Origin of the sequence: Bradyrhizobium sp. SZCCHNS3002 (assembly GCF_032377435.1) — a bacterium.
Taxonomy (GTDB): Bacteria; Pseudomonadota; Alphaproteobacteria; order Rhizobiales; family Xanthobacteraceae; genus Bradyrhizobium.
The window spans coordinates 186,080-199,484 of sequence record NZ_JAUHHY010000010.1 but is presented as its reverse complement, the minus strand read 5'-3'; the positions used below and the strand labels follow the sequence as shown (position 1 = coordinate 199,484).

Below are 13,405 nucleotides of genomic sequence, written 5' to 3'. Positions count from 1 at the left end.
CCTCAACGTTGTCAGCGTCTGTGCCGCAGGGCTGCGGAGAGGACCTAGCAAATCTCGTTCCGGGCGCCGCGCGGCTGAAAAGTCGCCGCCGTTGTGTCGTTTCGGACAGCACCGCGCGTCGTCGCATCTTGCGAAGCATTCCGATGTCGGGTTTGCAACAACCCGCCATCGCGCACGGAATGCTCCGCATCTCCTTTAAATCATGACTGTTTTTGACGCCGTGCGCGTGCTGGCACAGCCGTTGCAAAACTGGGCCCAGGCAATGGTTGAGGGCTGAGTGCACGCCGACGCTTCGGACGAGCGATGCTCTCCTTCCCAACAACCCGTCTGCCGGTTCGGACACAGAGAGGACGCGGTCACGCCTCGCGAACAGCGCGGGCGCGACATAGGCAATCGGTTGATGGAGAGCAGAATGTCATCACTGCGACAAATCGCATTCTACGGCAAAGGCGGCATCGGCAAATCGACGACGTCGCAGAACACGCTCGCGGCGCTCGCCGAGATGGGTCATCGGATCCTGATCGTCGGCTGCGATCCCAAGGCGGATTCGACCCGTCTGATCCTGCACGCCAAGGCGCAGGACACCATTCTCAGCCTGGCCGCCGCCGCCGGCAGCGTCGAGGACCTCGAGATTGAGGAGGTCATGAAGGTCGGCTATCGCGACATCCGCTGCGTCGAGTCCGGCGGTCCGGAGCCGGGCGTCGGCTGCGCCGGCCGCGGCGTCATCACCTCGATCAACTTCCTCGAGGAGAACGGCGCCTATGAGGACATCGACTACGTGTCCTACGACGTGCTGGGCGACGTGGTGTGCGGCGGCTTCGCGATGCCGATCCGCGAGAACAAGGCGCAGGAGATCTACATCGTGATGTCCGGCGAGATGATGGCGATGTATGCCGCCAACAACATCTCGAAGGGCATTCTGAAGTATGCCAACTCCGGCGGCGTGCGCCTGGGCGGCCTGGTCTGCAACGAGCGCCAGACCGACAAGGAGCTGGAGCTTGCCGAGGCGCTGGCCAAGAAGCTCGGCACGCAGCTGATCTACTTCGTGCCGCGCGACAACATCGTGCAGCACGCCGAGCTGCGCCGCATGACCGTGCTGGAATACGCGCCGGACTCGGTCCAGGCCGGCCACTACCGCTCGCTGGCTCAGAAGATCCACAACAACGGCGGCAAGGGCATCATCCCGACGCCGATCACGATGGACGAGCTCGAGGACATGCTGATGGAGCACGGCATCATGAAGGCCGTGGACGAGAGCCAAATCGGAAAGACTGCCGCCGATCTCGCCGCAACGGCTTAAGCAGTCTTGGTACCGGCCTTCCTCCCGTCGGAAGGCCGGTACCTCATCGCATGTCCCGTCGACATGGCGGCAGGGGATCGCGCTATGACCATCGCAATCGTGGGCGTCTCGGAATCCGTTGCTGCCGGCCTGCAAAAGTCGCCGCGCAGCGGCTCGTTCGAAGAGGACAAGCGGCATCACGGCCGCGAGATCTACCGCCTGCTGACCGGCGTCGATCCCGAGGACGCGCTGATCGACAGCGACATCGGCTTCGACCGTCACGTCATCGCATCGATCCTCTCTGTCGCGGCGATGGAGCACGGCGTATTGGCGGAGCGCGCCGGCCTTTCGACCGTCGAGCTGATTGCACTGCTGGCGCAGTTGTTTCCGGCAGCCTCGATCGACTCCTCATGGCTGCCGTTCACCGGGGCCGTGGCCGCGCCAGACGACGACGAGATCACGATGGTCCGCGATCTGCTCGCCGCGCAGCGCTCCACGGACGGCGAGGTCGGCCGCTGGCTCGCGGCCATGGTGGCGCGTCGCGCGATGGAGCCCAACCATCTCTGGGAAGATCTGGGCCTGCGCGAGCGGTCCGAGCTGTCGCGGCTGCTGATGCGCCACTTCGCGCCGCTGGCGAGCCGCAACGCCAGAAACATGCGCTGGAAGCGCTTCTTCTACCGCATGCTGTGCGAGGACGATGGCTTCGTGATGTGCACGACGCCGGTCTGTACCCAGTGCAACGACTTCGAAGTTTGTTTTGGCGAGGAGAGCGGCGAGAGCCGGATGGCCGAACGGCGACGCGAGGTGGCGCTGCAGGAGGCGGCGGGCGCCGCGATGTGAGTTCGAGGACCGTGACGATGTTGTTGGACAGCCAGCTTGGATTCCCGTGCAACTCCGACAGCGGACGTTGTCCCCAGGCGGAGACTTGCGAAGCTGGCGAGATCCTGATGCGTCGATGCGAGGACGCGCTGCGTCGGGCCGGGTTGCGTCCTACCCAGCAGCGTCAGCAACTGAGCCGGATTCTGTTCGGCGGCGGCGACCGCCACATCACCGCCGACGCGCTCTATGCCGCTGCCGTTGCTTCGGGCATGAAGATCTCGCAGGCCACCATCTACAACACCCTCAACCAGTTCGTGGAGCTCGGACTGCTGCGGCAGATCGGCGTGGACGGCTCGAAATCATTCTTCGACACCAATACGACCGTGCATCCGCACTTCTTCTATGAGGACGAAGGCGAGCTCGTCGACGTGCCCGAACAGGTCGCGTTCGAGCAGTTGCCCGAGCCGCTGCCGGGCTACGGCATGGAGCGGATCGACATCGTCATCCACCTGCGCCGCAGGCGCCACGCCTGACGGCAGCCTTGGTCGCCGCGCGGTCCAGGCGCGGCGCTGGCATGTCTCTCCGCATCGACGTTCGATGTCCGACGCTGTCACGAATCCGACAATCCGGGACGTTGGAAAAACAATCGGATATTCAATTGGTTGGCGTGGTGTCCGGCGGTGGCATGGCCGTTGCTGAGTGAATGGCAGGCCGCAACGGAGCGTCGTGCTTCTGGCGGCCACACACAGGTTGCGACGGAGCGAGTGAATGCCAGACGTCTCCGGACAGCGCGGGTCCAGGAATGCCCGAGATGCCGGCTCTGCCAACGGGAGCGCGGTCTCGGGGAGCCCGATGCCCCGGGTCATCCTCAACGATACCACGCTCCGCGACGGCGAGCAGGCGCCGGGCGTCGCCTTCGCTCTCGGAGAGAAGGTCGCGATCGCCCGTGCGCTGGCGCGAGCCGGCGTTCCCGAGATCGAGGCCGGCACGCCGGCAATGGGGGCCGACGAGATCGCTGCCATCAGGGCGATCGTCGAGGCCAGTCTGCCCGCGACCATCATCGGCTGGTGCCGGATGCGCGAGGCGGATGTCGATGCGGCGATCGCGGCCGGCGTCTCGATGGTGAATGTCTCCATCCCGACATCCGACGTGCAGATCGCCGCCAAGCTCGGCGGCAGCCGCAGTGCCGCGCTGGAACTGCTCAAGCGCGTGGTCGGCTATGCGCGGAGCCGCGGACTGGCCGTTGCCGTCGGCGGTGAGGATTCCTCGCGCGCCGATGTCGGCTTTCTCGCCGAGGTGATCGCGACCGCAAAGTCGGTCGGCGCCCGGCGCTTCCGCGTCGCCGATACGCTGAGCGTGCTCGATCCGGACGCGACGTCAGCTCTGGTCGGCGCCTTGCGCGCGACCACGGACCTGGAGATCGAGTTTCACGGCCATGACGATCTCGGTCTTGCCACCGCCAACACGCTGGCGGCGGTCAAGGCGGGCGCGACCCATGCATCGGTCACCGTGATCGGCCTCGGCGAGCGCGCCGGCAATGCTCCGCTGGAGGAGGTCGCGGTCGCGCTGCGGCAGCTCTACCGGCGCGAGACCGGCATCGTGCTGGCCGAACTCGATCACGTCGCCAATGTCGTGGCGGCCGCTGCGGCGCGCGCCATTCCACTCAACAAGGCCATCGTCGGCGAGCACGTCTTCACCCATGAATCCGGCATTCACGTCGATGGCCTGCTGAAGGATCAGCGCACCTACCAGGCGCTCGATCCGGTGCTGTTCGGCCGCTCCAACCGGATCGTGATCGGGAAGCATTCCGGGCTGTCGGCGATCACCTCGCTGCTGTCGGATCTGCGCCTGCCGGCGAGCGCCGACCAGGCTCGGCACATCCTGGCGCGCGTGCGCAGGCATGCCGTCGTTCACAAGGGGCCGGTGCCGAAAGAGGCCGTTGCGGCCATCTGGCGCGAAGTCTGCGATCACCCGCTGGCGAGCTTTGCCTGATCATGAGCGACATCGTCGATACCCCCATTGCAAAGCCGATCGTCGTCGAGGCGAGCCGGCCCTCGCTGCTCCGCCTGATCCGCGAGGACATTGGCTGTGTCCGCTCGCGCGATCCGGCGGCGCGCAGCGAAATCGAGACCCTGCTGACCTATCCCGGCATTCACGCGCTGATCTGGCATCGCCTGGCGCATCGGCTGTGGATTCGCGGCTGGCGTTTTCCGGCACGATTGTTGTCGTGGCTCGGACGCTTCCTGTCGAATGTCGACATTCATCCGGGCGCCGAGATCGGCCGCCGCTTCTTCATCGATCATGGGGCCTGCGTCGTGATCGGTGAAACTGCCGAGATCGGCGATGATGTCACGCTCTATCACGGCGTCACCCTGGGCGGCACGTCGTGGTCGCCAGGCAAGCGGCATCCGACGCTGGACAGCGGTGTCGTCGTCGGCGCCGGCGCCAAGATTCTCGGCCCGATCACGATCGGTCCGCGGACCCGCGTCGGTGCCAACTCCGTCGTCATCCAGAGCACGCCGCCCGACGTCACCGTGGTCGGCATCCCTGCCAAGGTGGTGCGGCCTGAATTCACCCATCGGCGGACCGTCGGACGCATCGATCTGGATCATCATCTGATGCCGGATCCGGTGGGTGAGGCCCTTGCCGTGATGCTGGACCGGATCGAGTTTCTCGAAGCGCAGCTCGCTCACATCAGGCAGAAGGTGCGCCAGGGACCGCCGCCTCCGGCGCCGACCTCGTTGTGCGAGGTTGATCCGATTTCGAGTCAAGGAGCAAAGCAATGACTGTGGCAACGCCGAACGTTCTGGACCAACTGAAGCAGACCTCTGCTGCCGAGGAATTCTTCAAGCTGCTCGGTGTCGACTACGATCCCAAGGTCCTCAACGTCTGCAGGCTGCATATCCTCCGCCGGATGGGACAGTACCTCGTCAGCGAGGACTTCTCCGGCGTTTCCAATGAGGACGTCGCAGCCCGCTGCAAGTCGTACCTCGAGAAGGCCTATCAGGACTTCCTCGTCTCGACGCCGCTCGATCAGCGGGTGTTCAAGGTGCTCAAGGAGGCGGTGGCGCCGCCGAAGCCGGCTCCCAAGCCATTCGTGTCGCTGACGACGCTCAAGTAACGCATGAACTAACGATCGCTCCCAGAAGCGCCGCCAGCACCACTGGCGGCGCTTCTGCTTTCAGGCGAGCGGTGCGCTCTCAAAGTCCTGTCGCATTCCCGACGCGTGTTGCTTGCGACGTGTCGGACCTCGGCGGCGAGTTATCAGAAGCAGTTCAGGTTCATGCGCCAAGGTGTTGAATCCGTGCCGATAATCATCGCGGCCGAAACTGGTACGACAATTGCTGTCCTGATCGCAGGCCTACACACCCGGAGTGATCGCATGCATATCGTCGTCTGCATCAAGCAGGTTCCGGACTCCGCGCAGATCCGCGTTCATCCGGTGACCAACACCATCATGCGCCAGGGTGTGCCGACCATCATCAACCCCTACGACCTGTTCGCGCTCGAGGCGGCGCTGCAACTGCGCGACAAGTTCGGCGGCGAGGTGACGGTGCTGACGATGGGGCCGCCGTCCGCCGAAGACTCGCTGCGCCGGGCACTGACCTACGGCGCCGACCGCGCCGTGCTGCTGACCGATCGCTTCTTTGCCGGCGCCGATACGCTGGCGACCACCTATGCGCTGGCGACAGCCATTCGCAAGATCAGCGAGACCTTCGGAGCGCCGGACATCGTGTTCACCGGCAAGCAGACGATCGACGGCGACACCGCGCAGGTCGGCCCGGGCATCGCCAAGCGTCTGGGCCTGCTGCAACTGACCTATGTGGCGAAGATCAACGAGGTCGATCCCGTCGCGCGCACGATCGAAGCCGAGCGTCGCTCCGAGGGCGGCGTTCAGGTGCTGAAGACCAGGCTGCCGTGCCTGGTGACGATGCTGGAGGCGACCAACGAGATCCGCCGCGGCGCCATGGCCGATGCGCTCCGTGCGGCGCGCGCTCAGATCGTGACCTGGAGCGCCAAGGACGCCGGCGTCGAGGACATCTCGAAGTGCGGCCTGAAGGGCTCGCCGACCATCGTGAAGCGGGTCTTCGCGCCGTCGGCCCGGGCGGAGAAGGCGACCATGGTCGACTTCTCGAACCGTGCGCCGGCCGACGCGCTGATCGAGGAATTGTTCAAGCGGCAGCCGAAGCTCGAGGCCGAGCTGACGACGTCAGCACACGGCTTCTGATCCAGACGGCTTTTGACGGACCAAGGGACGACGATCATGAGCGAACCCACCAAAGCACCGCCCGCCGCAGCCGGTCGCGCCGCGACCAAGAAGGAGCTGCCCGAGCATTTCAAGGCCTACAAGCACGTCTGGGTGTTCATCGAACAGGAGCGCGGCCAGGTTCACCCGGTGTCCTGGGAGCTGATGGGCGCCGGACGCAAGCTCGCCGACAAGCTGAAGGTCGATCTCGCGGCGGTCGTGATCGGTCCTCCCGGAGACGCCGTGCAGCATGCTGCCGCGGAGTCGTTCTGCTATGGCGCCGATCTCGCCTATATCGTCGCGGACAGCGTTCTCACCGACTATCGCAACGAAGCCTACACCAAGGCGCTGACCGACGTCGTCAACACCTACAAGCCCGAGATCCTGCTGCTCGGCGCGACCACGCTCGGCCGCGACCTCGCGGGCTCCGTCGCGACGACCCTGCTCACCGGTCTGACCGCCGACTGCACCGAGCTCGACGTCGATGCCGACGGCTCCCTGGCCGCGACGCGGCCGACCTTCGGCGGCTCGCTGCTCTGCACGATCTACACGCTGAACTACCGGCCGCAGATGGCGACCGTCCGCCCGCGGGTGATGCCGATGCCGGACCGCGTCGAGAGGCCCGCGAGCCGCGTCATCGAGCACAAGCTCGGTCTCGTCGAGGAAGATATCGTCACCAAGGTGCTGTCCTTCATTCCGGATCGCGATTCCGCCAAGTCCAATCTCGCCTATGCCGACATCGTCGTGGCCGGCGGGCTCGGGCTCGGCTCGCCGGAGAATTTCCAGCTCGTCAAGGGACTCGCGTCGGTGCTCGGCGCCGAATTCGGCTGCTCCCGGCCGCTGGTGCAGAAGGGCTGGGTGTCCTCGGATCGGCAGATCGGCCAGACCGGCAAGACCATCCGGCCCAAGCTGTATATTGCCGCAGGCATTTCCGGCGCGATTCAGCATCGGGTCGGTGTCGAGGGCGCCGATCTGATCGTCGCCATCAACACCGACAAGAACGCGCCGATCTTCGACTTCGCGCATGTCGGCATCGTCACCGACGCGATCCGGCTGCTGCCTGCGCTGACGGAGGCATTCCGTGCGCGTCTGTCGCCGCATTCGCGCGATCGCATCGCAAGCTAGGCACCAGAGAGGGAGCAGGGCAATGATCGAGGAACGTTTCGACGCGATCGTCGTGGGTGCCGGCATGGCCGGCAATGCGGCTGCGCTGACCATGGCTCAGCGCGGCATGAAAGTGCTGCAGCTCGAGCGCGGCGAGTATTCCGGCTCGAAGAACGTGCAGGGCGCGATCCTCTACGCCGACATGCTGGAGAAGCTGATTCCGGACTTCCGCGAGGAAGCGCCGCTCGAACGCCATCTGGTCGAGCAGCGCTTCTGGATGCTCGACGACAAGTCGCATGTCGGCCTGCACTACAAGTCGGACGACTTCAACGAGGAGAAGCCGAACCGCTACACCATCATCCGTGCCCAGTTCGACAAGTGGTTCTCGTCCAAGGTCAAGGAAGCCGGCGCCACCGTGCTGTGCGAGACCACCGTCACCGAGCTGGCGCAGGACGCCTATGGCAAGGTGATCGGCGTCAGGACCGATCGACGCGATGGTGAGATCCATGCCGACGTCGTCGTGCTGGCGGAGGGCGTCAACGGCCTGCTCGGGAGCCGCGCCGGCCTGCGCGAGCGACCGAAGCCGGAGAACGTCGCGCTCGCGGTCAAGGAGATGCACTTCCTGCCGCGCGAAACGATCGAGGCGCGCTTCAACCTGAAGGGCGACGAGGGCGCCGTCATCGAGGCCGTCGGTACGATTTCCCGCGGCATGACCGGCATGGGCTTCATCTACTCCAACAAGGAGTGCATTTCGCTCGGCATCGGCTGCCTCGTCTCCGACTTCCAGAAGACCGGCGAGACGCCCTACGGCCTGCTCGAGCGGTTCAAGCAGCATCCGTCGGTGGCGCCGCTGATCGAGGGCTCGGAAGTCAAGGAGTACTCGGCGCATCTCATTCCCGAAGGCGGCTACAACGCGATCCCGCAGCTCTGCGGCGATGGCTGGGTCGTGGTCGGCGATGCCGCCCAGCTCAACAACGCCGTTCACCGCGAGGGCTCCAATCTCGCGATGACCTCGGGGCGCATCGCGGCCGAGGCGATCTTCCAGGTGAAGTCGCGCCGTGATCCGATGACCAAGGAGAACCTCGCGCTCTACAAGAAGATGCTGGAGGACTCCTTCGTCATCAAGGATCTGAAGAAATACAAGGACATGCCGGCGCTGCTGCACAACCAGTCGCAGAACTTCTTCCTGACCTATCCGCAGCTCGTCTCCAAGGCGATGCAGAACTTCGTGCGCGTCGACGGGACGCCGAAGAAGGAGAAAGAGAGCAGCACCGTGCGCTCCTTCGTGAATGCAAGGTCATGGACCGGCCTGTTCGGCGACGCCTTCAGGTTTGCCCGGGCGTGGCGATGATTGGTGAATGAACGAGACAGCTTAAGCGAGGGAGATCAGACATGAGCACGGACGTCGCAGTCAGGGTCGAAGACAAGCTGTTCTACAATCGCTATCAGGTCGATCCCGGCCGGGCCCATATCAAGGTCCGTCCGCATACGACGCCGACGCCGCAGTTGAAGGCGCTTCTCAAGGCCTGCCCGGCACGCTGCTACGAGCTCAACGACAAGGGCCAGGTCGAGATCACGGTCGACGGCTGCATCGAATGCGGCACCTGCCGGGTCATCGGCGAGGCCAGCGGCGACATCGAGTGGAGCTATCCGCGCGGCGGCTACGGCGTGCTGTTCAAGTTCGGCTGATGCCCGTCGGATCGCGCAGGTCGACGAGGCGCCGCAAACCGGTGCCGGATCATCAATCCTATATCGTTCTTGATATAGGTCATTGAGTTCGGGCCCACGTTCTGCTTACATGCTGGGGCAGCAGCGAAGCGCAATCGATGAGGAACAGCACGTGAAGCTGAGCGCACGAAACGTCTTGCCGGGACGGATCATCTCGGTTGAAAAGGGAGCGACCACCGCCCACGTCAAGGTGGAGCTCGCCCCGGGACTCACGGTCTTCTCGGCGATCACCAACGAGGCGGTGGAGGAGCTCGCGCTTGCCGTCGGCGACAGCGTCTCCGCCGTCATCAAGTCGTCGGATGTGATGATCGGCAAATAGGAACATGGCGCCGAATTGTTGCGCCGATCAGCCGGTCGATGCGTGGCGCGCGCGCAGGCCGAGCCACCAGGTTTCCATCGCCGAACGTGACGGCTGCAGCAGCGTGCCGAAGTCGCCCGCAAAGCTCCGCCAGTCGTCGATGCATTTCTGCGGCACGGCCGTCAGTACCGGAATGCCCGAGGTGATCGCGTCGGCCAGCTCGCCGCGCAACCCGCTTCCCGCAGCCTCCTGCTTGGAGAACTTGTTGATCACGATGAGGTCGGCATGGGCTGCGATCGCGCGGTGAACGGCCATGCCGGCTTCGGCAAGGCCCGCGGTGTCGAGCTTGCAGGCCGTCGATCCGGCGCCGAGGTCCTGGCAGATCGAGATCGTGTCGCCATTGCCGAGATCGATCACGTCCATTCCGCTTTTCTTGCCGACCTCGTCTCTCGTATTGCGCTGAACGATGCCGCCGACCCGGACGCCCCGTCGCAGCAGCTCCTGGGCAAAGGCGTCCAGCAAGGCATCGGCATCGTCGCCCGGTCCATAGAGAATCGCGGCGAGACGGGGCTGATTGACCTCAACGGGGGCAGGAAGATCGTGCGGGATCATGCGGGGCCTGGCGATCGGAGACGGGCAGCGACCAGGGTTTATATAGAGGATGCAGCCTGTGGAGAAAGAGCAGATGTCGCGCGCGCCGACCATCGCTACGCACAATGATCTCGAAGCGCTGCTCCGCGACGATGTCCCCTATGGCGACCTGACGACGGAGACGCTCGGGATCGGCGCCGAGCCGGGCCTGATGCACTTCGCTGCGCGCGGCCGCATGGTGCTGGCATTGGCCGAGGATGCGGCGGCGTTGATCGAGCTCACGGGCTGCCATGTCGAACTGTTCGCCGGCAGCGGAACGGTGCTGGAGGAGGGGGCTCCGATCCTCCGTGCAGACGGCGCGGCGGCAGGCCTGTTGCGGAGCTGGAAGGTGGCGCAGACGCTCATCGAGATCTGGTCCGGCGTCGCGACCGGGGCGGCTGCGATCGTCGGCGCGGCGCGGGCGATCAGGCCGGGCATTGCGGTCGCCTGCACGCGTAAGAACGTCCCCGGCACCAAGCCGTTCGCCGTCGCCGCGGTGAAGGCTGGCGGCGCGGTGATGCATCGGCTCGGCCTGTCGGAGACCGTGCTGGTCTTTCCGGAGCACCGGGCGTTTCTCGGCGATGCGTCGCTTGCCGACGTCGCGGAGCGGTTGCGGCGGAGCGCGCCGGAGAAGCGGATCGTGATCGAGGTCACCACGGTCGAGCAGGCGGTCGCCGCCGCCGTGGCCGGCTTCGACGTGATCCAGGCCGAGAAATTTCTGCCTGCCCAGATCGCTACGCTGGCGGAGCGGATCGCCATCAGCGCGGCGCTACAGCGTCGGCCGATCATTGCGGCCGCGGGGGGCGTGAATGCGCAGAACGCCGCCGCCTATGCTGCGGCGGGCGCGGACGTGCTGGTCACCTCGGCGCCCTACCTCGCACGTCCCTGCGACGTGCAGGTGCGGATCAGCCCTGCCTCAGCCGCGGCTTGACCGCACGACCTGGCTACTGTGGGTGCCGCGGCGCGGCGCGCTTCTGGCGGTTGGCTCGCCATTCCATGAATTCACGGAACAACCGGGGATCGGCTGAAACGCCGCTCGCCTGCATATCGTTGACCTGTGCATTCGCCCCCAGCATCTGGGGAGGCGGCGTATTGCGATCGAGCCAGTCCTGTGCCGTCTTGAATCTTGTCCAGCCCGCGATCGGCGCCAGCGGCGCCACCTCCTGCCATTTCGGGTGGTATGGCGGCCGTTGCAGCGCCTGCATGTTGCTGAAGAAGGCTTCGACCAGCAGAGACAGCCGGCGGTGACGGTCGCTGCCGGCCGGCCAGTTGAACGACGCCAGCACGGCCTCGGCCGCGATCGTGTTCACCGGCGCCGAGGCGCCGACGAGGTTCGGATAGTCCTCGGCGGACAATTGCGCCGGCAGGTAGTCGTCGTGCAGAGCCTTGTCGTAGTCGACGGGCACCAGGTGCAGATTGGGATCGTTGACCTGGCTCAGCCATTGCACCGGCTTGCCCTCGACCGTGATGATCGCGTCGATGTCGCCCTTGCGCAGCATATCCAGCGCCAGCCGCGGTTCGATATAGAGCAGATGCGGCCTGATCCCGAGGCGCTCGAACACGTTGATCGAGGTGACGAAGGTGCCGCCGTCGGGCAGGTCGACGGCGATGGTCTTGCCGTCGAGCTCGCTCAGGCTGGTGATAGATCTCGGCGCCAGCACGTGCATCTCCTCGTTGAACAGCTTGGTGACATAGACCAGTTGCTCGCGGATGTTGTTGGCGAAGTCCTTGCGCTCGAGAAAGGCCAGGGTGTCCTTGCGGATGATGCCGGCGTCGACGCCGCGCAGCAGCAGGATGTCGGCGACCGATTGCACCGAGCCGCGGCCGATCACGGGAAGGATGCGCAGCTCCGTCCCCTTGTCGAGCGCCGATGCGAGGTCCGCACCCATGTTGGCATAGGTGCTGCCGAACGAGCCGGTCATCAGCGTGACGGTATTGGCATTCAGCTGGTTGGCCAGATCGCGCTTCGCCGTACCGTAACGGAAAATGGTCTTGAAGGAATCGCTGACACTGCCGGGATCGATACCGCTCCGCACCGGACCGAAGCGCTGCCACTTCCCGCCGGTGAACTGCATCATCTGCATCTGCTCCAGCGGCGCGTGATCATGGGGGCTGGTGTTGACGGTGATGCCGGGCGTCAGCATCGGCAATTTGAGGCTCTTCAGGGATGCCGCCTGCTTCATGATGTTGTCGCGCGACAGGTCGTCGCCGCAACTCCGCAACACCGCGACCATCGCGTTTGCCGCGAGGTAGCCGAAGGTCGCAAGACCATTGCTTCTCGGTACGTCCGGCAGATAGCGGTCCATGAAGGCGGACCATTCGCGGTAGGATGGATCGCCCGCCGCCGCGGCCTCCTCGCCCTCGTAGTAGTAGCCCGCGGACAGGATGCCTTCGGCATTCTGCAGGCCGGCCGGCTGCATCACGGCGGAGACCGATTCCGAGACTGTCGAGATGATGTGGTCCGGATGCCAGCCGAGCTCGGCCGCGCGGCGGATCGCCATCACGGCAAATTTGGGTGTGGTCACGTCGAAGAAGATGTCGGCGCCGGAGGCCTTCAGCGTGGCGATCTGCTGATTGACGTTGGCGTCCGTCACCTTGTAGCCGGCTTCCGCGACGATCGGAAGCTTGCCGCCCAGGCCGTCCTTCAATCCCTTGACGTAGTCCCTTCCGAAATCGTCGTCCTGATAGAGAATCGCGATCTTGCCGCGGCTGTGGGTCTCCAGCAGGTACTGGGCATAGACGTGCGCCTCGGCCTGGTAGCTTGGCTGAAAGCCCATGGTCCACGGAAAGTCGTGCGGCTGGTCCCATTGCGAGGAGCCGGATGCCACGAACAATTGCGGGACTTTGTTGGCGTTGAGATATGGGCGCACCGCCAGGTTGGGGGCCGTGCCCAGGCTCGCAAACATCAGCAGGACGTTGTCCTCCTCGACGAGCTTGCGCGTCATCTCCACCGTCCTCTGCGGCGCATAGCCGTCGTCGTAGGAAATGAAGTTGATGCGCCGGCCGTTGATGCCGCCCTCGGAATTGATCTTGTTGAAGTAGGCCGCGATCGTCTTGCCGATGACACCATAGGCGAGAGCCGGGCCGCTATAGGGCATGGTGTTGCCGATGCGAATCTCGTTGTCGGCGGCGACCGCTCGATGCCCGGCCAGCGCCAATGTTGCGGACAGAGCCAGGACGAGGCATGCGGCTGTTCGAGAGCGGCTGTTCGTTGCATCCCGTGGTTTGCGACGTCGGCTCCATCTAGCGGCCAAGCAGGCGCGAGCTGCAGCATGGATGCCCTGCATCACCAGTCCTCCCA

14 protein-coding genes are annotated in these 13,405 nt (G+C 65.1%); 12 read left to right on the top strand and 2 right to left on the bottom strand.

The features are described 5' to 3' along the window. Positions 1 to 412 precede the first annotated feature (412 nt). The 11 genes from nifH to QW845_RS22125 all read left to right on the top strand — a co-directional run bounded on the left by nifH (position 413) and on the right by QW845_RS22125 (position 9,495). Entirely contained in the window at positions 413 to 1,300 is an 888-nt protein-coding gene (gene nifH, locus QW845_RS22175; protein ID WP_315803664.1) for a nitrogenase iron protein, read from the top strand. An 84-nt stretch (positions 1,301 to 1,384) separates the two neighbouring features. Further along, on the top strand, positions 1,385 to 2,119 hold the full coding sequence (locus tag QW845_RS22170) for a nitrogen fixation protein NifQ (protein WP_315803663.1): 735 nt from the start codon (positions 1,385 to 1,387) through the stop codon (positions 2,117 to 2,119). Positions 2,120 to 2,136: 17 nt separating this feature from the next. After that, complete coding sequence (gene irr / locus QW845_RS22165; protein ID WP_315803662.1) at positions 2,137 to 2,631, top strand: Fur family transcriptional regulator Irr; 495 nt, start codon at positions 2,137 to 2,139, stop codon at positions 2,629 to 2,631. Between the two features lie 319 nt (positions 2,632 to 2,950). Next, positions 2,951 to 4,090: a homocitrate synthase gene (gene nifV, locus QW845_RS22160; protein WP_315803661.1), complete on the top strand. Its 1,140-nt coding sequence runs from the start codon at positions 2,951 to 2,953 to the stop codon at positions 4,088 to 4,090. Between the two features lie 2 nt (positions 4,091 to 4,092). Then, the gene (cysE, locus tag QW845_RS22155; protein WP_315803660.1) at positions 4,093 to 4,884 is read left to right on the top strand and encodes a serine O-acetyltransferase; all 792 of its coding nucleotides are present in this window, start codon (positions 4,093 to 4,095) and stop codon (positions 4,882 to 4,884) included. Further along, positions 4,881 to 5,219, top strand: a complete 339-nt coding sequence (gene nifW / locus QW845_RS22150; protein ID WP_315803659.1) for a nitrogenase stabilizing/protective protein NifW — start codon at positions 4,881 to 4,883, stop codon at positions 5,217 to 5,219. The genes cysE and nifW overlap by 4 nt, the downstream gene beginning before the upstream one ends. Before the next feature lie 261 nt (positions 5,220 to 5,480). Further along, positions 5,481 to 6,326: an electron transfer flavoprotein subunit beta/FixA family protein gene (locus tag QW845_RS22145; RefSeq protein WP_315803658.1), complete on the top strand. Its 846-nt coding sequence runs from the start codon at positions 5,481 to 5,483 to the stop codon at positions 6,324 to 6,326. Positions 6,327 to 6,362: 36 nt separating this feature from the next. Further along, positions 6,363 to 7,469 (top strand): electron transfer flavoprotein subunit alpha/FixB family protein, encoded by a 1,107-nt coding sequence (locus QW845_RS22140; RefSeq protein WP_315803657.1) that lies wholly within the window; start codon positions 6,363 to 6,365, stop codon positions 7,467 to 7,469. A gap of 22 nt (positions 7,470 to 7,491) precedes the next feature. Next, on the top strand, positions 7,492 to 8,799 hold the full coding sequence (locus QW845_RS22135) for an FAD-dependent monooxygenase (protein WP_315803656.1): 1,308 nt from the start codon (positions 7,492 to 7,494) through the stop codon (positions 8,797 to 8,799). 41 nt (positions 8,800 to 8,840) lie between these two features. Then, a complete protein-coding gene (locus tag QW845_RS22130; protein WP_172112536.1) occupies positions 8,841 to 9,137 on the top strand; it encodes a ferredoxin family protein in 297 nt (98 codons plus the stop codon). A gap of 151 nt (positions 9,138 to 9,288) precedes the next feature. Then, the gene (locus QW845_RS22125) at positions 9,289 to 9,495 is read left to right on the top strand and encodes a molybdopterin-binding protein (RefSeq protein ID WP_315803799.1); all 207 of its coding nucleotides are present in this window, start codon (positions 9,289 to 9,291) and stop codon (positions 9,493 to 9,495) included. Positions 9,496 to 9,522: 27 nt separating this feature from the next. On the opposite strand, the gene QW845_RS22120 is transcribed toward QW845_RS22125, so the two are convergent. Beyond that, positions 9,523 to 10,086 carry a DUF2478 domain-containing protein gene (locus tag QW845_RS22120; RefSeq protein WP_315803655.1) on the bottom strand — a complete coding sequence of 188 codons (564 nt, stop codon included), beginning with the start codon at positions 10,084 to 10,086 and terminating at the stop codon, positions 9,523 to 9,525. A 73-nt stretch (positions 10,087 to 10,159) separates the two neighbouring features. Between QW845_RS22120 and modD the strand changes: the two genes are divergently transcribed. Next, complete coding sequence (modD, locus tag QW845_RS22115) at positions 10,160 to 11,035, top strand: ModD protein (RefSeq protein WP_315803654.1); 876 nt, start codon at positions 10,160 to 10,162, stop codon at positions 11,033 to 11,035. Positions 11,036 to 11,048: 13 nt separating this feature from the next. Here modD and QW845_RS22110 read toward each other — a convergent pair whose 3' ends face one another. After that, on the bottom strand, positions 11,049 to 13,391 hold the full coding sequence (locus tag QW845_RS22110) for an ABC transporter substrate-binding protein (RefSeq protein ID WP_315803653.1): 2,343 nt from the start codon (positions 13,389 to 13,391) through the stop codon (positions 11,049 to 11,051). Between the last annotated feature and the right edge of the window lie 14 nt (positions 13,392 to 13,405).